Raw genomic sequence first — 20,365 nt, forward strand, 5'->3', positions numbered from 1 at the left:
GACCTGTCCACAGGTGCCGCGCTTCCCGTCCGCCGACGGCAGATCCGTGGTCGATGCGGCTCCTCATGATGCTGCACCGAGATCGAGGACACGATCGCAGGCTCCTGCCGCGGCACCCGAGTGCGTCGCGAGGAGCACCGTCGCGCCCTCGTCGGCGAGCTCGCGGAGCAGATCGAGGACGCACTGTTCGTTCACCGGGTCGAGTGACGCAGTCGGCTCGTCCGCGAGGACCACGAGCGGGCGCTTGACGAGGACCCGAGCGATCGCCACGCGCTGGCGTTCACCCCCGCTGAGCGTGTGGACCAGATCACGCTCTCGGCCGCCGAGCCCGACAGCGTCCAGCGCTCGCGGGATCCGGGGCGCTCGCACACGGCGGGACCGTCGGTCCGGGGACACGAGTTCGAGGTTGTCCAACAGCGTCGTGTCCTCGACGAGTCCGCCGTCCTGGAAGAGGTAGCCGATGACGTCTCGCCGGAGACGTCGCCGAACCCGCGGGGGAGCGCTGGCCGTGGGCGTTCCCAGCACGTCGATCTGGCCGTCGTCGACCACACCGAGCTGTCCGACGCATTGGAGCAGGGTCGACTTCCCACAGCCGCTGGGACCGACGATCGCGGTCATGGTCCCTGCCTGGGCGTCGTGATCGAGACCGGACCAGAGCACGCGGCCAGCACGGCGTGCCGTGACGTTGCGGATACGCACCGCCGGTGAGCGATCTGGATGACTCATGAGAGTTCCTCCCTGATGGTTGCGGTGATCCGGCGGTGTGCGAGCCACTCTGATGCGATCGCCGCTCCGCCGAGTGCGCATGCGCAGGCGACGGTGACGAGGAAGGCAGTGGTGGCGTGGGCGACGACCGGGTCGAGTTCGAGATTCAGCCCTTCGACGTCGGGCGCGAGCGATGCCCGCTCGTACCAAGCGACCAGGCCGACGAACCCGACGAGGGTGCTCTCGACGAGGACGGCCCCGCGTCGACTTCGGAGGAACGACCAGCCGTGCGCGTGCTGGACGGACACCCGCCGCCGGTCCCGCTGCACCCGCGCGGTCACACTCGTCGCGGCGACCAGCGCTGCGATCACGAGCGCGGTGATCGCAGCGCTCCAACCGATCGCTGCCTCTTCCGCGAGCCGACGTTCCGCGTCCGCTGCGGCCTGAGCGACGAGCTGGACCGAGAGCACCGCTGTCGTCAGCTCGTCCGCTTCGATCGACGCTCTCGCCCACCGGTCATCGGCGATCACGATGTCGCCCGTCGAGATCCAGGATGCCAAGTCGACGCGGTTCTCAGCGCGCTGCAGGACCGCTGAGGAGACGACGACGAGGACGGGATCATCGACCCAGGTCGGCGCGACCCTCCCGGGGGTCGCGTAGGTGAAGAGTCGACGTGGCATCGATGCTCGTTCGATGCTCGTCTCCGCCTGGCCGACCCTGAGCTTCAACGCGGCTCCGTCGATGAGGGCGGGACCCACCTCCGACTCCCGCAGGGGCGACCGTTCCGGGACCACGAAGCGGACCCCCTCGGCCGGAGCCCTGACGCCGTTGATGCCCTGTTCCTGCAGGTACCGGTCGTTCACGAAGACGACGGGGACGTCCGGTCCGGACCAGGACCCGAGCTCACGGAGGCCGAACGCGGCGGTCAAGACCAGCTCGCCCCCGCGTTCGGCACGCTGGGCCCAGGAGCCGAACCGTTCCCAGACCGACCCGGGCCCGTCACGGAGTTCGGATTCGCCCAGACTCCCGCTGATGCCCACCGTGACCGCGCTGCCGGCGGCCTCCCGCGTCAGCTCGGACGTCCGGAAGCCATGGAGTTGTGCACTGGCTGCGACCGCCACGCTCAGCGATGACGCCACGAGGATCAGCGCTGGCAGCCGGACCGCACCGATGGCTCGAGCGCTCCACCGCGGCGGCCGGCGGTTGGACAGCGAGGTGACGATCGTCTCCGAGCAGCCGAGGAACGTCGTGCCGACGTGCCCGATGACGAGCAGAGCGACCGCGACCACGGTGAACACCCCAGCCATCGGGATCAGCACTTCTGCTTGTGGCGAGCCACTCGCTGCGTACGGGAGCCCGACGCCGACCCAGGCCGCCGGGAAGGACAGGAGCCATGGACGCGCTCCGCGGAGATCTCGAGCAAGAACTGAACCGACGCCTCCGCCGTGCAGTCGCACGACGGCTCGTTCGCGGTGACGCGACACTGCGCCTGCGGAGCCGAGGGCGACGATGCCCAGAGCGGTGGCGCCCAACAGTGCCGCGGTCGGTGCGGGGAGCAGCACGAACAGGTCGGTGATCGCCGAGGGGTGAGGAAGGAGTGTCCCCGTCAGGCCGAGATCGCCCAGCCGAAGTTCGAGCGCCCGTGCTTGGTCGATCGTGCCGAACACGTAGTAGTAGCCGCGTGGATCCGTCGGGCCGATGGCGGACAGGGGCGCGACGGCCGTCGAGACGAGCTCGGTCAGGTCCGGGTAGCCGTCTTCGAGCCACCCGGCGCGCGGCCCGTCCCGTTGTCCGAGGGCGAGGAACAGGTGTCGCTTCGTCTCCGGTGATCGCAGATCGACCACCTCGCGAGCAACGTCGAACCGGCGTCGCTCAGCAACGTCCGAGACTGCCGCGAACACTTCCTCGGCGCTCACCGCGCCCGCGTTCTCAGTGATCTTGAGGACCGTCGAAGCGCCGACGTACGACTGGCGCTCGACAGCGAGGTAGGCCACCGCGGCCAAGAGGACGGGCACGATCGCCACGACGACGATCCCGTAGCGGGTCAACCGGTTCACGCAGTTCCTTCGGTTCGCGTGCTGGGCCGACCGCGGTCGGCCCAGCACCTCGGTCAGCAGGTGTGGTAGTAGGCCTTGTTCCCGCTGGCGGCCGACGGGACGGCCGCCTTGGCCCACTTGCCCCCCGGGACTCTCGTCACCCGATGCGTTCGCTTGCCGACAGCCGTGGCCCCGTGACAGGAGCGCTCGCGGAAGTAGTGCGAGAACGTCTTGCCGCCGATGCCGCCCGCTCCCCAGACCCAGTGCGAGCCGTCTGCGGCCCTACCGCCACCGCTCGAGACGGACTGCGTCTCGAGAGTCGCCTCTGCCGCTCCGCTGTCCGCGTCGAACAGGTTCGTGCCGTTCGCGGCCGCAGCTGTTGCCGGCCCGACCACCGCCCCGACGACGATGATCGCGGCTGCGACGGTCTTCCAGTTCACCTGCATCGTTCCTCCATCTCCGCCCCGTTCGGAGCAGGAGCAGACTGGCATGGAAGATGTAGAACATCAAGTCTACGGGCCGTTACTTGCCCGGTGGTCGGGTCCCGGTACGCTTGGCCGGTACCTTCCCGCACCGGGCACCCAGTCCGGCGAACCATGGAGTCCCTCTTGGCACAGTCCTCCCGTCTCGACAGCGTCATCGCCCTGGCCAAGGGCCGTGGCTTCGTCTTCCAGTCGGGGGAGATCTACGGCGGTTCCCGCTCCGCGTGGGACTACGGGCCCCTCGGCGTCGAGCTCAAGGAGAACATCAAGCGCCAGTGGTGGCAGCGGTTCGTGCGCGGCCGCGGCGACATGGTCGGCCTCGACTCCGCCGTGATCCTGCCCCGCAAGGTGTGGGAGGCCTCCGGTCACGTCGCGACCTTCACCGACCCGCTCGTGGAGTGCCTGCACTGCCACCACCGCTTCCGTGAGGACCACCTGCTCGAGGCCTTCGCGTCGAAGAAGGGCCGGAAGCCCGAGGGCGGCATGGCCGAGATCGCCTGCCCGAACTGCGGCACCCGTGGCGAGTGGACCGAGCCGCGCGAGTTCTCCGGCATGCTCAAGACCTACCTCGGCCCGGTCGAGTCCGAGGAAGGGCTGAACTTCCTCCGCCCCGAGACCGCGCAGGGCATCTTCGTCGACTTCGCCCAGGTCGTCACGACGAGCCGGCAGAAGCCGCCGTTCGGCATCGGGCAGGTCGGCAAGGCGTTCCGCAACGAGATCACGCCCGGCAACTTCATCTTCCGCACGCGCGAGTTCGAGCAGATGGAGATCGAGTACTTCGTCCCGCCGGCCGACGCCGAGATCCACTACGAGCAGTGGATCGCGGACTCCGTGGCGTTCTACACTGACCTCGGCATCGACCCGGAGAACCTGCGCCGCTTCGACGTGCCGGACGGCGAGCGGGCGCACTACTCCGACGCGACCGCCGACATCGAGTACCGCTTCGGGTTCCAGGGCTCCGAGTGGGGCGAGCTCATGGGTGTCGCGAACCGCACCGACTTCGACCTCAAGAACCACATCGAGGCCTCCGGCAAGGACCTCCGCTACTTCGACCAGGCGGCGAACGAGAAGTACGTGCCGTACGTCATCGAGCCGTCCTTCGGTCTCACGCGTGCGCTCATGGCGTTCCTCATCGACGCCTACCACGAGGACGAAGCTCCGAACGCGAAGGGCGGCGTCGACAAGCGCACGGTCCTGCGGCTCGACCCGCGCCTGGCCCCGGTCAAGGCCGCGGTGCTGCCGCTGTCGCGCAACGAGCAGCTCTCGCCGGTCGCCCGCGGGCTCGCCGACGACCTGCGGAAGCACTGGAACGTCGAATTCGACGACGCCGGTGCCATCGGCCGTCGCTACCGCCGCCACGATGAGATCGGCACGCCGTTCTGCATCACGGTCGACTTCGACACGCTCGACGACAAGGCCGTGACGGTGCGCGAGCGCGACACGATGGGCCAGGAGCGCGTCTCGCTCGACCAGCTGCAGGGATACCTCGCGGCACGGCTGCTCGGCGCGTAGCACCCGGCCGACTGACCTGGCCGACACACGCGGCCGCGCCCCGGGAATGCCCGGTGCGCGGCCGCGTTGTCGTCGGGGTGAACGATTCAGTGAAGGTCGATGTCTGGTCCGACATCGCGTGCCCCTGGTGCTACATCGGCAAGCGGAAGTTCGAGTCCGGCGTGGCCGCGTTCGCCGCGTCGGGTGACGCCCGTCCGGTCGAGGTCGAGTACCACTCCTTCGAGCTCAGCCCCGACACCCCCGTCGACTTCGAGGGAACCGAGGCCGAGTTCCTCTCCGGCCACAAGGGCATGCCGGTCGAGCAGGCGCAGCAGATGCTCGACCACGTGACCGGCATCGCGAACTCGGTCGGGCTCGCGTACGACTTCGAGGCGATGCACCACACGAACACGGTGAAGGCGCACCAGGTCATCCACCTCGCCAAGGAGCACGGCAAGCAGCTCGACATGGTCGAGCGCCTGTTCACCGCCTACTTCGAGCGCGGCGAGCACGTCGGGCAGGACGAGTCGCTCGCCGAACTCGCCGCCGAGGTCGGTCTCGACCGCGACGAGGTGCTCACGACCCTCCGTGACGACACCCAGCTCGCCGCCGTCCGCGCCGACCAGGCGCAGGCGCAGGCGTTCGGGATCAACGGCGTCCCGTTCTTCGTCATCGACGGCAAGTACGGCGTCTCCGGGGCGCAGGACCCCGCCGCCTTCGCACAGGTCCTACAGCAGGTCGTGCAGCTGCGCGAGACGACGCCCGAGGAAGTCGCGGAGGCGGCGCAGCGCGCCGCGGACGACGCTCACGCGGACGCCGAGGCGACCCGATGACGGCCCTGCGGCCGACCGGTGCCGTCGAGCCGCGCCTCCAGGCCGCGCCGCCGGTCTCGGTGCCGGACGCACTCACGGGTGCGTTGACGGTGATCGACCTGGAGGCCCGCCCCGGCCTGTTCACGCTCGTCACGCCCGGCGGTGCACCGGTCTGCGAGGGCGACACCTGCTTCGTCCCCGGCGCGGAAGGCGTCTGGGCCGAGGTCCCGGACTGATCGTCGGCTGCTGACCGTCAGCTGCAGAGCGTCAGGCGCGGGCGGGCTCCTCGTCGGTGATGTCGGCGACCGTGGCGGTGTACGCCGCGACGAGCTCGTCGGCGTCGACGAAGGCGCTCGCCCCGTGCCGCCCGGCGCCGAGCGCGACCCGACGCCCGAGGATGCGCTCGTCGCCGTAGACCGGCAGCTCGCCGGTCGCTCCGATGGGCGTGATCGTCCCGCGTTCGTAGCCGGAGACCTCGAGGGCGGTCGCGGCGTCGGGCATCGAGAGCTTGTTCACGCCGACGACGGTGCGGAGCTTCTTCCACGCGATGCTGCGGCCGCCGGGGACGAGCACCAGCAAGAAGCCACCGTCGTGGCGCTTCACCACGAGCGTCTTGACGATGTCGCCGGGTTCGATGCCGAGCAGGTCCGCGGCTTCCTCGAGGGAGTTCGCGGCGGGCCGTTCGACGACGTCCACACGGAGCCCACGGGCGGTGGCGTCGGCGTCGAAGCGGGCGATCGCGGTGTCGGTCATGTGGAGAACGCTACCGGCGCGCACCGACGTGGGAGAATGAGCAGCGTATGACGATCACACAAGCGCCTCCGAAGGGTTTGCGCATCGGCCCGATCGAGGTCGAGGCGCCGGTCGTGCTCGCGCCGATGGCGGGCATCACGAACATGGCGTACCGCCGACTGTGCCGTGAGTACGGCGCCGGCCTGTACGTCTGCGAGATGATCACGTCGCGGGCGCTCGTCGAGCGGACCCCGGTGTCGATGCAGCTCATCCAGCACCACGAGTCCGAGACCCCGCGTTCGATCCAGCTCTACGGCGTCGAACCGAACACCGTGGCCGAGGCCGCGACGCTCCTCGTGGGCGAGGACCGCGCCGACCACATCGACCTCAACTTCGGTTGCCCGGTCCCGAAGGTCACCCGCAAGGGCGGCGGGGCAGCGCTGCCGTGGAAGCTCGACCTCTTCAAGGACCTCGTCGAGAAGACCGTCCGCGCGGCAGGTGACGTCCCGGTCACGGTGAAGATGCGCAAGGGGATCGACGCCGACCACCTCACCTACCTCGACGCCGCCCGCATCGCCCGGGACGCCGGCGTCGCCGCGATCTCGCTGCACGCCCGCACGGCGAACGAGCACTACTCCGGCCACGCCGACTGGTCCGCGATCGCCACCCTCAAGGAGACGATCACCGACATCCCGGTGCTCGGGAACGGCGACATCTGGTCCGCTGCCGACGCACTGCGGATGGTCGAGGAGACCGGCTGCGACGGCGTCGTCGTCGGGCGCGGGTGCCTGGGGCGTCCGTGGCTGTTCGGTGACCTCGCGGCGGCGTTCCGCGGCGAGGACGTCCGCGCGATGCCGACCCTGGGCGAGGTCGCGGTCGCGTTCCGGCGGCACGCCGAGCTCCTCGTCGAGTTCTTCGGGTCCGAGGACCACGGGTGCCGCGACGCCCGGAAGCACGTGTCCTGGTACTTCAAGGGGTACCCGATCGGCGGCGACGTCCGGTCGGCGCTCTCGATGGCGTCGAGCCTGCAGGAGATCGACGACCTCCTCGGACAGCTCGACTGGTCGGCACCGTACCCGGGTGCCGACGTCGAGGGGCCCCGCGGTCGTGCGGGTCACCCGAAGCGGACCGCCCTGCCCGACCGCTGGCTCGAGTCACGCGACGTCGACGCCGAGTTCCGCAAGGTGCTCGCCGCCGCCGAGCTGCACCACAGCGGCGGATGAGCGCCACCGCCTCGTACGGTCCGGCCGACGCCGAGCGCTGGCTCCCCGAGCAGCACTCGAACCGCCGGTCCGATTTCGCCCGCGACCGCGCCCGACTGCTGCACTCCAGCGCGCTCCGACGCCTCGCCGCGAAGACCCAGGTGCTCAGCCCCACGACGGGGCTCGACTTCGCCCGCAACCGCCTGACGCACTCGCTCGAGGTCGCCCAGGTCGGCCGTGAGCTCGCGGACTCGCTCGGGCTCGACCCCGACGTCGTGGACACCGCCTGCCTCGCGCACGACATCGGCCACCCGCCGTTCGGGCACAACGGCGAGACGGCCGTGAACGCCTGGGCCGCGGGCATCGGCGGGTTCGAGGGGAACGCGCAGACCCTGCGACTCCTCACCCGCCTCGAGCCCAAGGTGTACGGCTCCGGGCCGGACGACGACCGCGCGTACGGGTTGAACCTCACGCGGGCATCGCTCGATGCGAGCTGCAAGTACCCGTGGCCGGCGTCGCAGGGAGTGTCGGAGGCGTCCTCCGGTCGCACGAAGTTCGGCTTCTACGACGACGACCACGCGGCGTTCGAGTGGCTGCGTGCCGGTGCTCCCCGCCGACAGCGGTGCATCGAGGCGCAGGTCATGGACCTCTCCGACGACATCGCGTACTCGGTGCACGACTTCGAGGACGCCGTCGTGGCGGGCTTCATCGACGTCGCGGCCCTCGGCGACCGCGTGGGGGAGAACGACATCGTCACCGCCATGCACGCCTGGGTCGGGGACGACCTCAGCCGCGAGGAACTGCTCGAGGCGTTCGACCGGCTCCGGTCGCTGCCACTGTGGATGACGTCGTACGACGGCTCCCGGCGCGACCTCGCCCGGCTGAAGAACCTCACCTCGCAGCTCATCGGACGGTTCGCGCGGACAGCGACGGCGGCGACGCGGGAGTCCTACGCGTCGGGGTCGCTCGTGCGCTTCGCCGCCTCGGTGGTCACGCCGCCGGAGATCATCGGCGAGATCGCGGTGCTCAAGGGCATCGTCGCGGCGTTCGTGATGACGCACGGCGACCGGCAGCCCGTGTACGAGGAGCAGCGTCGGGTCCTCACCGAGTTGCTCGACGCCCTCGCGGCCACCGGCAGCGCGGACCTCGAACCGGGCTTCGCGGCCGACTGGCGTGCAGCGTCCGACGACTCCGGACGACTGCGGGCCGTGGTCGACCAGGTCGCGAGCCTGACCGACCAGGGTGCGCTCGCGTGGCACCGGCGGCTCGTCGTGGGGGAGCAGGAGCGCACGCACATCGCGGTGTGACGCGCGACGGGACGGGCGCGTGGGTCGCGGGGAGCGCACCGCGCCCGACGGGCGTCCCTGCCCGCTGGACGGGCTGACGGTCCTGCACCGTGCCTCCAGGCCGGAGCGCCGTCCACAGGCCGACTGACGGCCAGCGGGGGTCGGTCGCACGAACTAGGATCGAGGGGTGGCTGGCAGGATCGCGCGGAACGACATCGACGAGGTCCGCTCGCGTGTCAACATCGCGGACGTCGTCGGCGACTACGTCACGCTGAAGCACGCGGGCGTCGGTTCGATGAAGGGCCTCTGCCCGTTCCACGACGAGCGGTCGCCGTCGTTCCACGTCCGACCGCAGGTCGGGCGCTACCACTGCTTCGGCTGCGGCGAGGACGGCGACGTCTTCAGCTTCATCATGGCGCAGGACCACACCACCTTCGCCGAGGCCGTCGAGCGCATGGCCGCGAAGATCGGGTACACCCTCCACTACGAAGAGGGCGAGGGGCCGCGCACCGACTACAACACGCGTGCACGACTCATCGCCGCGAACGAAGCCGCGCTCGAGTTCTTCACGTCGCAGCTCACCACCGGCGCCGCCGACCCCGCGCGACGCTTCCTCGGTGAGCGCGGCTTCGACCCGGGTGCGGCGCAGCACTTCGGCGTCGGCTTCGCGCCGAAGTCGTACGACGCGCTGAAGGACCACCTGCGGGGGCGCGGCTTCACGCTCGAGGAACTCACGAGCGCCGGACTCGTCAGCCAGGGTGACCGTTCGCCGTACGACCGCTTCCGTGGTCGGCTCATGTGGCCGATCCGCGACGTCACCGGGGCCACGATCGGCTTCGGTGCGCGGCGGCTGCTCGACGACGACAAGGGCCCGAAGTACCTCAACACCCCCGAGACGCCGATCTACCACAAGAGCCAGGTGCTCTACGGGATCGACCTCGCCCGGCGGGACATCTCGAAGCAGAAGCAGGTCGTCATCGTCGAGGGGTACACCGACGTCATGGCGTGCCACCTCGCCGGCGTGACGACCGCGGTGGCGACGTGCGGGACCTCGTTCGGCGTCGACCACATCAAGGTGCTGCGGCCGATGCTCGGCGACGTGAGCGGCGCGGACCCGAACGCCAACGGCGAGGTCGTGTTCACCTTCGACCCGGACGACGCCGGTCAGCGTGCCGCCTCGCGGGCGTTCGCGGAGGAGCAGCGGTTCGCCGCGCAGACCTTCGTCGCGGTCGCGCCGGAGGGGCTCGACCCGTGCGACCTCCGGCTCGCGCGCGGCGACGACGCGATCCGACGCCTCGTCACGAACAAGCGGCCGATGTTCGAGTTCATGATCCGGCGCACGCTCGACGGGCACGACCTCGAGACCGTGGAGGGACGGGTCGGCGCGCTGCGTGCCGCGGCCCCGGTGCTCGCGACGATCCGCGACCGTTCGCTGACCCAGGGCTACGTCCGGGAGCTCGCCGGCTGGCTCGGCCTCGACATCCCGGAGGTCCGTCGTGCCGTCGAGAACGCGCGGCAGCGTGCGCGCGGCGCACAGGACGACCGGACTGGAGGCACGGTGCCGGTCGCGCAGGCGGGCCCCGGCGGCGAGCTGGTCGCGCCCGTCGACGAGCCCGTGGCGGGTCTCCGGTCCCTCCCGAACGACCCGATCACCCGCATGGAACGCGACGCGGTGATGGCGATGGTGCAGCAGCCGGGGCACGTCGGTGCGCCGTTGCTCGGCCTCGCAGCCGCCGCGACCTTCTCGGCGCCGATGCTCGCCGTCGTACGGGACGCCGTCGTGGCGAACGTGGACGCGATCGGAGCGGGTGACTGGCTCGACCGCTTGATCTCCGATGTGCCGGCGCCGCTCCGTGGCCTCGTGCAGGAGCTCGCACTGTCACCGATCCCGGCCCGCACCGACGAAGACCTCGCCCTCTACTGCCGGAGCATCGTCGTGGCCCTGGTCGAGCGGGACCTCCTCGCGCGCAAGGCGTCGTTGCTCGGGCAGTTGCAGCGGGCGGACCCGCACGAGCAGGCCGACCGTCGTGCGGAGATCCAGCGGCAGCTCGTCGACATCGACGCGCAGCGGATGCGGTTGCGCGCCGACTCCGAGGCCGCTGCGGCCGCGGCCGGCCAGCGCTGACGCGAACCCGCACTGCGCTCCGCCGGGCGGACTGCGCTCCGCCGGGCGCACGGCGCGGACGCCGAGCGCACGGCGCTCCGCCGGGCGCACGGCGCTCCGCGCTCCGCGCTCCGCGCTCCGCCGGGCGCACGACGCGGACGCCGAGCGCGCCGGACCCGACGGACCCGACGGACCCGACGGACCCGCCGGACCCGACGGACCCGGCGGGGCGGAAGGACCCGACGGACCCGGCGGGGCGGAGGCGAGCCGTGCCTCCCGGCCGGGCGCAGTCGGTCGCAGGAAGTGTCGGCCACGGTGTGCGTGCGCGGCGTGGTGCGCGACCAGCGCGGCACGCACGCGGCATGTCGCGCGACCAACTGCTCGGGCGCGCCCAGCCGTGCCGCGCCCAGCCGTGCCGAGACGGGCGCGTCGAGACGTGCGAGGCGGAGGCGAGCCGTGCCTCCCGGCGGGGTGCGGTCGGTCGCAGGAAGTGTCGGCCCCGGCGGGCGCGAACTGCACGTTGCGCGACCAGCGCAGCACGCGTGCGGCACGTCCTGCGACCACGCGCGCCTGCCCAGGGTCACGAATCCCCGCCCGCTCGACGTCGAGTGGTCACGATCGGTCGGTCACGCGCGCCCGGAGCGACAGGTCGTGACCGACCGGCGAAGCTGAGCGGGGAGTCATGACCCCCCCCGACCGGCCCGACACGCCCGGCCACCAGCCACTGTTGCACGACGCAACAATCCTGCGCGACACGCCGCTCAGAACCGGCGAGATGATGCGCCACGCGACGCGGTCCTGCATTACAGCGGTGTAAACAAATCGCCCTCGGTTCGTTCGGTTCCGTGACAGGGTGGTACCAATGAGCGTTCCTGACCGGGCACACAGTCGTTCCACCCGCCGGCCAGGACTCCTGCAATCATCACCAGAGAGGTACACGGACATGGCATCCGTCACCAAGTGGGGCAAGCGCGGCATCGCGCTCGGCGCCGGGGCAGCAGCGACGGCGCTGGTGCTCACCGGCTGCGCGAGCGGCAGCGTGTCGTCCACCGACCTGAACGGCATGACGATCGGTACGACCGACAAGATCACGTCGCTCGACCCGGCCGGCTCCTACGACAACGGCTCCTTCGCCGTGCAGAACCAGGTGTTCCCGTTCCTGATGAACACCCCCGTCGGCAGCCCGGACGTCAAGCCGGACATCGCGACCAAGGGCGAGTTCACGAACGACACCACGTACACGGTGACGCTCAAGAAGGGCCTGAAGTTCGCGAACGGGCACGACCTCACGTCGAGCGACGTGAAGTTCTCGTTCGACCGCGAGCTCAAGATCAACAACGAGAACGGCCCGCAGTCGCTGCTCGCGAACCTCAAGAGCATCGACACCCCGGACGACACCACCGTCGTGTTCAACCTCGACCACGCCGACCAGACCTGGCCGCAGGTGCTCTCGAGCCCCGCCGGTCCGATCGTCGACGAGCAGGTCTTCTCGGCCGACAAGCTCACCCCCGCGGCCGACATCGTCAAGGGCAAGGCGTTCGCCGGGCAGTACGAGATCACCTCGTACAAGGAGAACGACACGATCCAGTACAAGGCGAACAAGGAGTACGACGGCCTCCTCGGCAAGGCGAAGACCGACGAGGTCACCGCCAGCTACTACACCAAGGAGACCGACCTCAAGCTCGCCGTGCAGCAGGGCGACGTCGACGTGGCGTACCGCTCGCTCACGCCGACCGACATCGCCGACCTGCGCAAGGACAAGGACGTCAAGGTCACCGACGGCCCCGGTGGCGAGCTCCGCTACCTCGTCTTCAACTTCAAGACGCAGCCGTTCGGCACCGGCCAGTCCGACGCCGACGAGGCGAAGGCACTCGCGGTGCGCCAGGCGGTCGCGGACGTCGTGGACCGCGAGAAGCTCGCGAAGGACGTGTACAACAACACGTACTCGCCCGTCTACTCGATGGTCCCGGACGGCCTGACCGGTGCGGCGACGCCGTTCAAGACGCTCTACGGCGACGGCGACGGCGGCGCGGACGTGGACAAGGCGAAGAAGACGCTGTCCGACGCCGGTGTCACCGGCAAGGTGCAGCTCGACATCCAGTACGCGCCGGACCACTACGGTTCGACCTCGGACGACGAGTACGCCGAGCTCAAGACGCAGCTCGAGAACTCGGGCCTGTTCACCGTGAACATCCAGTCGACGGTCTACACGACCTACGCGGTCGACCGCACGAAGGACGCCTACCCGGTGTACCAGCTCGGTTGGTTCCCGGACTTCTCGGACGCGGACAACTACCTGTCGCCGTTCTTCACGAAGGACAACTTCGTGCAGAACCACTACGACGACCCGACGATCCAGAAGCTCATCTCCGAGGAGCAGGCGGAGTCCGACGCGTCGAAGCGCGCCGACCTCATCGAGCAGGCGCAGCAGCGCGAGGCCGAGCAGATCTCGACCCTCCCGCTCCTGCAGGGCAAGTCGATCGCCGTCGCCGGCAAGGACGTCAAGGGCCTGACCCTCGACGCCTCGTTCAAGTTCCGCTACGCGACCCTCTCCAAGTAACACCGATGTGACCCCAGGGGGCGCTCCACGACGGAGCGCCCCCTGACCACGTCCCGAAAGGCACCCACCCGTGACCCTCAGCACCCCGGAGGCGAGCTCGGACCTGGCCACCGACCCCACCAAGCCCCAGGCACAGCGACGTGCCAAGGGGCAGGGCGGCGGACTCGGCCGGTACGTCCTCGTCCGGTTCCTCCTGATCTTCCCGACCGTCTTCATCCTCGTGACGCTCGTGTTCTTCCTGATGCGCGTCATCGGGAACCCGATCACCGCGTCCGTCGGCGGTCGCCTCACGCCCGACCAGCTGCAGGAACGCCTGCACGCGGCGGGCTACGACCGGCCGGTCCTCGTGCAGTACTTCGAGTACCTCGGCAACATCGTCCGGCTGGACTTCGGCGAGACGACGACGGACCACCGACCGATCACCGAGATCATCCTGCAGTACGGCGGCGCGACGGCCGAGCTCGTGTTCTACGCGCTCATCGTCGCCCTCGTCCTCGGCATCCCGCTCGGCATGCTCGCGGCGTACGTCCGCGACAAGTGGCCGGACGTGCTGTTCCGTGCCCTCGCGATCCTGACGTACGCGACGCCGGTGTTCTTCGGCGGCCTGCTCCTCAAGCTCGTGTTCTCGGTGTGGCTCGGTTGGTTGCCGCTCGGTGACCGCGCGTCGACCCGGGTCAGCCTCGTGCTCGACAACATCCCCGGCGCGAGCGGCATCTACATCGTCGACGCGCTCCGCACCGGCAACGCCCAGATCATCGGCGACGTGCTCGCGCACGCCGTCCTGCCCGCGCTGACGCTCGGTCTGCTCACAGCCGGCATCTTCCTCCGCCTCGTGCGCGCCAACATGATCGGCTCGCTCGGTTCCGAGTACGTGGATGCGGCCCGCTCGCGCGGCGTCCGGGAGGCACGGCTCGTCCGGACGCACGCCTTCCGTCCCGCCCTCGTGCCGATCATCACGGTGATGGGGCTCCAGATCGCCATGCTGCTCGGTGGTTCCGTCCTGACCGAGACCACCTTCGGGTGGCGCGGGCTCGGCTTCGAGCTCAACCAGTACCTGTCGGCCCGCGACTTCGTCGCGGTCCAGGGCATCGTCGCGATGCTCGCGGTGATCGTCGCGGTGACGAACTTCGTCGTCGACGTCGTCGCCGCGCTCATCGACCCGAGAGTGAGGTTCTAGCGATGGCCGACACCGCCCTCGTCGACCGCCACGAGCCGCTGTGGAAGCGCCTGCCCGTGGTCGTCCAGCTCCGCAGGAGCACCGGCTGGCAGCGTGCCATGCTCATCACCGGCGTGGTCATCTGCGCCCTGTACCTCATCGTCGCGATCGCCGCGCCGCTCATCGCCCCGTACGGCTTCGGCCAGCTGCAGGGTGCAGACGGCCAGGGCTTCCCGCGTACGGCGGCGCCGAGCCCCGAGCACATCTGGGGCACCACGGTCGGTGGGTTCGACGTGTTCAGCCGCGTCGTCTACGGCGCTCGCACGGCCGTCCTCGTCGTCATCGTCGCGGTCATCGTGTCGATCACGATCGGTGTGATCCTCGGCATGGTCTCCGGCTACCTCGGCGGCTGGCTCGACCGGATCCTGGTCGTCGTCGCGGACGCGATCTACGCCTTCCCGTCGCTGCTCCTCGCGATCGTCGTCTCGATCGTGGTCTCCGGCGGGAACTCGAGCTACGCGGGCGGCATCATCGCCGCGGCGATCTCGATCACGGTGGTCTACGTGCCGCAGTACTTCCGGGTCGTCCGCGCCGAGGCCGTCCGCCTGAAGAACGAGGCGTTCGTCGAATCGGCCCGCGTCATGGGGACCAACCCGTGGCGGATCATGACCAGGCACGTCCTGCGCAACAGCACGCGGAGCCTCCCGCTCATCCTCACCCTCAACGCGAGCGACGCGATCCTGACGCTCGCGGGCCTCGGCTTCCTCGGGTTCGGCATCGGCCCGACCGCCGGCGCCGAGTGGGGCTACGACCTCAGCCGCGCGCTGTCCGACGTCGCGTCGGGCGTGTGGTGGACGGGTGTCTTCCCCGGTGTCGCGATCGTCGTGCTCGTGCTCGGCGTGACCTTCATCGGTGAGAGCCTCAACGACATCTCCGACCCCCGTCTGCGCGCCCGCCGCCGGCTGAAGCAGCTCGTGTCGCGCAAGCAGGCGGCCAGCACGGAAGGAGCGGCCGCATGACGGACGCAACCACGGGCCTCCCGGCCGACGCCCGCGCACCGCGCGCCGAGCCGGTCGCCGTCGTCGACGACCTGACCGTGACCTTCGCCACCGACAACGGTGCCGTCGACGCCGTCAAGGGCGTCAGCATCGACGTGCGGCCGGGTGAGGTCCTCGCCCTCGTCGGCGAGTCGGGCTCGGGCAAGTCGGTCACCGCGCGGAGCATGCTCCGGCTCATGCCCGAGACCGCGACCCTCGGCGGGGCCGTGTACCTCGACGGCACCGACGTGGTGAGCGTCGGCGCGCAGAAGCTCCGTGAGCTCCGTGGCACCGCGGGCGCGATGGTCTTCCAGGAACCGAGCACAGCGCTCAACCCGGTCTTCACGGTCGGGTGGCAGATCGCCGAGGGACTCCGCGCCCACGGCGGGGTCTCGAAGAAGGACGCCCGGGCGAAGGCGATCGACTACCTCCGCCGCGTCGGGATCCCCGACCCGGAGGAGCGCGTCGACCACTTCCCGCACCAGTTCTCCGGCGGGCAGAAGCAGCGCGTCGTGATCGCGTCGGCGCTGGCCCTCGAGCCGAGCGTCATCATCGCCGACGAGCCGACCACCGCGCTCGACGTGACCGTGCAGGCGGAGATCCTCGACCTCCTCCGGCGCTGCCGCGACGAGTTCGGCGCGGCGATCGTCATCATCACCCACAACATGGGCGTGGTGGCCGACCTGGCCGACCGCGTCGCCGTGATGTACCAGGGCGAGATCGTCGAGGAGGCCCCGGTCCGCGAGCTCTTCGCGAACCCGCAGGCCGACTACACGAAGCGTCTGCTCGCTGCGGTGCCCCGACTCGAGGCCTCGACGGGCACGGCGCGCCGAGCCGCGATCTCGGAGGACGTCGAGCCGCTCGTGTCGGCGAAGGGACTCGAGATCGAGTACCCCGGCCGGCTCGGGTCGCACGCGTTCAAGGCGGTCAAGGGCGTCGACCTCGCGATCCGCCCCGGCGAGGTCCTCGGCCTGGTGGGGGAGTCCGGCTCGGGCAAGACCACCATCGGTCGGGCGATCGCCGGGCTCACCCGGGTCACGGGCGGCTCGCTGAACGTCCTCGGCACCGAGATGCTCGGCTACCGGGAGCGGGACTTCAAGCGGCACCGCAAGGACATCGGGTTCGTGTTCCAGGACCCGGCGACGTCGTTCAACCCACTGCTCACGATCGCGGAGTGCGTCGCCGAGCCGCTCGTCGTGCACGGCGAGGTCCGCAGCCCGCGAGGGGCCCGGAAGCGCGTCGACGAACTGCTCGAGGCGGTGCAGCTGCCGGCGGCGTACGGCGACCGCTACCCACACGAGCTGTCCGGCGGACAGCGTCAGCGCGCGTCGCTCGCCCGGTCGCTCGCGCTCCGGCCGAAGCTCCTCATCGCCGACGAGCCGACGAGTGCGCTCGACGTGTCGGTGCAGGCACGCGTGCTCGAGCTGTTCCTCGAGCTCCAGCAGGACCTCGGGTTCGCGTCGCTCTTCATCAGCCACGACTTGGCCGTGGTCGGCGCGCTCTCCGACCGGATCGCCGTGCTGTACCGCGGTGACCTCGTGGAGACCGGCGCGACCGCGCAGGTCCTCGGCGCGCCGCAGCACCCCTACACGCAGCGCCTCCTGGCGTCGCTCCCGGTGCCGGACCCGGCCGAACAGGCCGAGCGACGGCGTACGCTGGAGCGACTGGAGAACGTCGGGTCCTGACCCGACCGGGCCAGCCTGGAGGCGCGACCCGCGTCGACGACGCGCGTCGCGCCTCCAGGCGGTCGCCTCCACTGCTGTGCACACGCGGCGACGTCTCCCACGTCGCCGCGCGGACCGCCGCCAGGGGGCGGCGTGGAAGGGGACCCATGATCGCGGTGAACGGCCCGGCGGTCGTCGCGGACGACGTGTCGATCGAGTACCGGAGCGGCCGAGCGGGGGAACCGATCCGCGCGGTCGACGGCGTGAGCCTGTCGCTGCGACAGGGGGAGATCCTCGCCGTCCTCGGTGAGTCCGGATCGGGCAAGTCGACGTTGGCGGCGGCGATCGCCGGCCAGCTCGGCGCGCACGGCGAGGGCGAGGGCGCGTACCGGCGCCAGATCATCGGCGGCGAACTGACGGTCCTCGGGCAGAAGACCCGCGGCCTGCGGGCGTCGTCGCGGAAGCTCGACCGACTGAGCGGGCGGATCGGGTACCTCCCGCAGGACGCCGCTGACCGGCTGAGCCCCGACCTCACCGTCGGCGAGGCCGTCGCCGAGCCGATCTACGTGCGCGACCGCCGGTTCGACCGCAAGGAAGCGGGCCTCATGGTCGCTCGGCTGCTCGACGCCGTGCACCTGCCGCTCGGGTCGATGCGCCTCAACACGTGGGAGCTCTCGAGCGGTCAGCGCCAGCGTGTCGCGCTCGCCCGTGCGCTGATCCTCGAGCCGCAGCTGCTCGTCGCCGACGAACCGGCCCGTGGCGTCGACGTGCTCGTGCGGCAGTCGGTGCTCGAGGCCCTCGCCAACCTGCAGCAGGGTCGCCAGTTCTCGGCGGTCGTCGTGTCGAGCGACCTCCGCGAGGCACGCGCCCTCGCCGACCGAGTCGCCGTCATGGCCGACGGTCGGCTCGTCGGGCTCGGGACGTTCGACGAGGTGCTCGACAACCCGGTCGACCCCTACGTGAAGACCCTCGCCGCCACGGCCTCCCGCCCGGTCAAGCGCCGGCCGGCCGGAACCGGTGCCGCTGGTGCACCCGCGGCGCCCCGACGTTCGTCGGCTCCGCGACGGCCCGGCTCAGCACCGTCCGCCGGTGCGTCATCGCTCGGTGTGCCGGCCGCGACCGTCGCTCGGCTGGAACGGCAGGAGCAGGCGTGAGCGCCACGCACGGTCGCGTCGCCGCGCCGGAGGGGGTCCGCGGGCACCGCGCGGTCGTCACCGACGCCGGGGCTCCGCTGCCCGTCGCCCCGCCGCAGGCCGGCCCGGTGGCGATCCTGCCGACCGAGGCCGACCTGCATGTCTCCGCCGTCGTCGAGGCCGGCGGGACCGTCGCCCCGCTCGGTCCCGACACCCGCGGGATCGTCTGGCTCGACCCGCGCGACCCGGACGGACTCGCGTCGGCGCTCGACGACGCTCCCGACGTGTCCTGGGTGCAACTCCCGTTCGCCGGGGTCGACGCTTTCGCCGGGCTCATCGAGGCGCACGGGGACCGCGTCCTGTTCACCTCCGCCAAGGGTGCGTACGCCGAGCCGGTGGCCGAGCACGCCCTCGCGCTGACGCTCGGCACGCTCCGGGTGCTCCAGAAGCGGGCCCGGGCGACCTCGTGGGCGACCGAGCCCGAGGGCGTGTCGCTGTACGGCCGGAACGTCGTCGTGATCGGCGCCGGCGGCATCGCGCTGGAGTACATCCGGCTGCTGCGCCCGTTCGACGTGCACGTGACCGTCGTCCGGCGGTCGTCGGCGCCGGTGGAGTCCGCCGACCGCACGGTGCCGACCGACCAGCTCGACGAGGTCCTGCCCGACGCCGACGTCGTGATGATCGCCGCCGCGATGACCTCCGGGACGTCCAAGCTGTTCGGGGCGCACCAGTTCGCCGTCATGAAGGACTCGGCGCGGCTGGTGAACATTGCGCGCGGGGGCCTCGTCGACACCGACGCGCTGCTCACCGCGCTGCGGGACGGCTCGATCGCGGCCGCTGGACTCGACGTCACGGACCCGGAGCCACTGCCGGACGGGCATCCGCTCTGGAGCGAGCCAGGAGCGATCATCACCCCGCACCAGGCGGACACGCCGGAGATGGTGGCGCCGCTCCTGGCCGAGCGCGTCCGGACGAACACGACGGCGTTCCTCGGCGGGGACGGCTCGGGCTTCGTCGGCGTCGTGGACCCGGCCGCGGGGTACTGAGCCGGTCGTCCGGCGTCGCGGCGGCTCGCCACGCCCGGGGTGTGCTCCCGATGCGGTGGGCGGGGTCCGCGTACTGCTATGCTGTTACCCGTTGTTCAGCAGAGCAACTGATCCTCGATAGCTCAATTGGCAGAGCAGCCGGCTGTTAACCGGCAGGTTGTTGGTTCGAGTCCAACTCGGGGAGCGACAGACCCCCACCGTTCGCGGTGGGGGTCTTTTGCGTGCGCGGTGTGTAGCCTGCGTCCCGCTGCCGGTGTCGCGCCGAGTCTCGTTGTCGGCGACGTCTCTCGTGGTGGGCGACGTCTCTCGTGCTCCCCGGGCCGAGATGAGTCGCTGGAGCCGAGACTCGGGGGAAGGCTGACCGAGACTCGGGGTCGGGCGTGCCGAGACTCGGGTCGCACGCGGGGGAGCCTGTTAGCGTTCTCAGGTGCGCTCGATCCGGCCCGTCCTCACCCTGGCGCTCGTCGTCACGGCGGGCGTGCTGCTGAGCGCGTGCACGTCCGCCGAGGCCGAACCCGAGGAGCCGTCGAGCACCCGGGCCGCGGGCGCAGCGGTGACGGGGACCGCGCCGGTCATGTTCGCCTTCAGGTGCCGTACGGGGACGGGCGACGCGACCGAGACCTACACGACGTACTCCGCCGCGTGGGAGGACCGTCGTGCATCGTGCACGGCGACCCGCACCACCGGGAGCGCGATGTCCGACCAGCAGGCCGATGCGGTCCGTGCTGCCGACGGCACGGCGACGCTGGACGAACTCGCGGCGTGGTGCGCGGTGCGCGGTGCCGGCCCGTGGGTCGAGCGGGTCCGCACGGCGGACGCCGCGAAGCGTGCAGCGGGTCTGCTCGCCTACTGTCCCGGACACCCCGAACGCGACCGCCTGCAGGAGGCGTTGGCGACCTACCGGGGGTGAGCCGTGCCT

Annotated in this window: 17 protein-coding genes and 1 tRNA gene; 14 read left to right on the forward strand and 4 right to left on the reverse strand. The window is 70.8% G+C overall.

All coding sequences use genetic code 11. The annotated features are described in order from the left end of the window. Positions 1 to 63: 63 nt before the first annotated feature. Genes ACRQ4C_RS07625 through ACRQ4C_RS07635 form a run of 3 tightly spaced genes read right to left on the reverse strand, consistent with a single transcriptional unit; the run spans position 64 to position 3,181 of the window. Positions 64 to 807: an ABC transporter ATP-binding protein gene (locus ACRQ4C_RS07625; protein ID WP_439690698.1), complete on the reverse strand. Its 744-nt coding sequence runs from the start codon at positions 805 to 807 to the stop codon at positions 64 to 66. Next, positions 723 to 2,762: a hypothetical protein gene (locus tag ACRQ4C_RS07630; RefSeq protein ID WP_439690699.1), complete on the reverse strand. Its 2,040-nt coding sequence runs from the start codon at positions 2,760 to 2,762 to the stop codon at positions 723 to 725. The genes ACRQ4C_RS07625 and ACRQ4C_RS07630 overlap by 85 nt, the downstream gene beginning before the upstream one ends. Before the next feature lie 53 nt (positions 2,763 to 2,815). Then, complete coding sequence (locus ACRQ4C_RS07635) at positions 2,816 to 3,181, reverse strand: lactococcin 972 family bacteriocin (protein ID WP_439690700.1); 366 nt, start codon at positions 3,179 to 3,181, stop codon at positions 2,816 to 2,818. Positions 3,182 to 3,349: 168 nt separating this feature from the next. On the opposite strand from ACRQ4C_RS07635, the gene ACRQ4C_RS07640 reads away from it, so the two are divergent. From ACRQ4C_RS07640 to ACRQ4C_RS07650, 3 genes are all read left to right on the forward strand, one after another. Next, on the forward strand, positions 3,350 to 4,735 hold the full coding sequence (locus tag ACRQ4C_RS07640; RefSeq protein WP_439690701.1) for a glycine--tRNA ligase: 1,386 nt from the start codon (positions 3,350 to 3,352) through the stop codon (positions 4,733 to 4,735). A gap of 77 nt (positions 4,736 to 4,812) precedes the next feature. Next, entirely contained in the window at positions 4,813 to 5,547 is a 735-nt protein-coding gene (locus ACRQ4C_RS07645) for a DsbA family oxidoreductase (protein ID WP_439690702.1), read from the forward strand. Continuing rightward, positions 5,544 to 5,762 (forward strand): hypothetical protein, encoded by a 219-nt coding sequence (locus ACRQ4C_RS07650; RefSeq protein WP_439690703.1) that lies wholly within the window; start codon positions 5,544 to 5,546, stop codon positions 5,760 to 5,762. The genes ACRQ4C_RS07645 and ACRQ4C_RS07650 overlap by 4 nt, the downstream gene beginning before the upstream one ends. Positions 5,763 to 5,793: 31 nt before the next feature. Here ACRQ4C_RS07650 and ACRQ4C_RS07655 read toward each other — a convergent pair whose 3' ends face one another. Then, on the reverse strand, positions 5,794 to 6,279 hold the full coding sequence (locus ACRQ4C_RS07655; RefSeq protein WP_439690704.1) for an aminoacyl-tRNA deacylase: 486 nt from the start codon (positions 6,277 to 6,279) through the stop codon (positions 5,794 to 5,796). Between the two features lie 47 nt (positions 6,280 to 6,326). Here ACRQ4C_RS07655 and dusB point away from each other — a divergent pair, with 47 nt between their 5' ends. From dusB to ACRQ4C_RS07710, 11 genes are all read left to right on the forward strand, one after another. Continuing rightward, positions 6,327 to 7,481, forward strand: a complete 1,155-nt coding sequence (gene dusB, locus ACRQ4C_RS07660; RefSeq protein ID WP_439690705.1) for a tRNA dihydrouridine synthase DusB — start codon at positions 6,327 to 6,329, stop codon at positions 7,479 to 7,481. Beyond that, on the forward strand, positions 7,478 to 8,767 hold the full coding sequence (locus ACRQ4C_RS07665; RefSeq protein WP_439690706.1) for a deoxyguanosinetriphosphate triphosphohydrolase: 1,290 nt from the start codon (positions 7,478 to 7,480) through the stop codon (positions 8,765 to 8,767). The genes dusB and ACRQ4C_RS07665 overlap by 4 nt, the downstream gene beginning before the upstream one ends. Before the next feature lie 166 nt (positions 8,768 to 8,933). Then, a complete protein-coding gene (gene dnaG / locus ACRQ4C_RS07670) occupies positions 8,934 to 10,871 on the forward strand; it encodes a DNA primase (protein WP_439690707.1) in 1,938 nt (645 codons plus the stop codon). A gap of 922 nt (positions 10,872 to 11,793) precedes the next feature. After that, complete coding sequence (locus ACRQ4C_RS07675) at positions 11,794 to 13,410, forward strand: ABC transporter substrate-binding protein (RefSeq protein ID WP_290132024.1); 1,617 nt, start codon at positions 11,794 to 11,796, stop codon at positions 13,408 to 13,410. Positions 13,411 to 13,480: 70 nt separating this feature from the next. After that, complete coding sequence (locus ACRQ4C_RS07680; RefSeq protein ID WP_439690708.1) at positions 13,481 to 14,587, forward strand: ABC transporter permease; 1,107 nt, start codon at positions 13,481 to 13,483, stop codon at positions 14,585 to 14,587. Between the two features lie 2 nt (positions 14,588 to 14,589). Then, positions 14,590 to 15,585, forward strand: coding sequence for an ABC transporter permease (locus tag ACRQ4C_RS07685; protein ID WP_439690709.1), 996 nt, complete (start codon positions 14,590 to 14,592; stop codon positions 15,583 to 15,585). Further along, entirely contained in the window at positions 15,582 to 17,288 is a 1,707-nt protein-coding gene (locus ACRQ4C_RS07690; protein WP_439690710.1) for an ABC transporter ATP-binding protein, read from the forward strand. Before ACRQ4C_RS07685 ends, ACRQ4C_RS07690 begins: the two co-directional genes overlap by 4 nt. Before the next feature lie 146 nt (positions 17,289 to 17,434). Beyond that, positions 17,435 to 18,421: an ATP-binding cassette domain-containing protein gene (locus ACRQ4C_RS07695; protein ID WP_290132021.1), complete on the forward strand. Its 987-nt coding sequence runs from the start codon at positions 17,435 to 17,437 to the stop codon at positions 18,419 to 18,421. Next, positions 18,418 to 19,446: a D-isomer specific 2-hydroxyacid dehydrogenase family protein gene (locus ACRQ4C_RS07700; protein ID WP_439690711.1), complete on the forward strand. Its 1,029-nt coding sequence runs from the start codon at positions 18,418 to 18,420 to the stop codon at positions 19,444 to 19,446. The genes ACRQ4C_RS07695 and ACRQ4C_RS07700 overlap by 4 nt, the downstream gene beginning before the upstream one ends. Positions 19,447 to 19,557: 111 nt before the next feature. Beyond that, positions 19,558 to 19,630: transfer RNA gene (locus tag ACRQ4C_RS07705), tRNA-Asn, on the forward strand. 243 nt (positions 19,631 to 19,873) lie between these two features. After that, positions 19,874 to 20,356 (forward strand): hypothetical protein, encoded by a 483-nt coding sequence (locus tag ACRQ4C_RS07710; protein ID WP_439690712.1) that lies wholly within the window; start codon positions 19,874 to 19,876, stop codon positions 20,354 to 20,356. Positions 20,357 to 20,365 lie beyond the last annotated feature (9 nt).

The sequence above is a fragment of the Curtobacterium sp. SP.BCp genome, from assembly GCF_051903255.1.
Taxonomy (GTDB): Bacteria; Actinomycetota; Actinomycetes; order Actinomycetales; family Microbacteriaceae; genus Curtobacterium.

Bases quoted from the DNA above. Each gene is read 5' to 3' on its own strand.
- ACRQ4C_RS07675 (WP_290132024.1), top strand. From the start codon at position 11,794: ATGGCATCCGTCACCAAGTGGGGCAAGCGCGGCATCGCGCTCGGCGCC.
- dusB (WP_439690705.1), top strand. From the start codon at position 6,327: ATGACGATCACACAAGCGCCTCCGAAGGGTTTGCGCATCGGCCCGATC.
- ACRQ4C_RS07650 (WP_439690703.1), top strand. From the start codon at position 5,544: ATGACGGCCCTGCGGCCGACCGGTGCCGTCGAGCCGCGCCTCCAGGCC.
- ACRQ4C_RS07625 (WP_439690698.1), bottom strand. From the start codon at position 807: ATGCGCACTCGGCGGAGCGGCGATCGCATCAGAGTGGCTCGCACACCG.
- ACRQ4C_RS07690 (WP_439690710.1), top strand. From the start codon at position 15,582: ATGACGGACGCAACCACGGGCCTCCCGGCCGACGCCCGCGCACCGCGC.
- ACRQ4C_RS07685 (WP_439690709.1), top strand. From the start codon at position 14,590: ATGGCCGACACCGCCCTCGTCGACCGCCACGAGCCGCTGTGGAAGCGC.
- ACRQ4C_RS07695 (WP_290132021.1), top strand. From the start codon at position 17,435: ATGATCGCGGTGAACGGCCCGGCGGTCGTCGCGGACGACGTGTCGATC.
- ACRQ4C_RS07655 (WP_439690704.1), bottom strand. From the start codon at position 6,279: ATGACCGACACCGCGATCGCCCGCTTCGACGCCGACGCCACCGCCCGT.
- ACRQ4C_RS07665 (WP_439690706.1), top strand. From the start codon at position 7,478: ATGAGCGCCACCGCCTCGTACGGTCCGGCCGACGCCGAGCGCTGGCTC.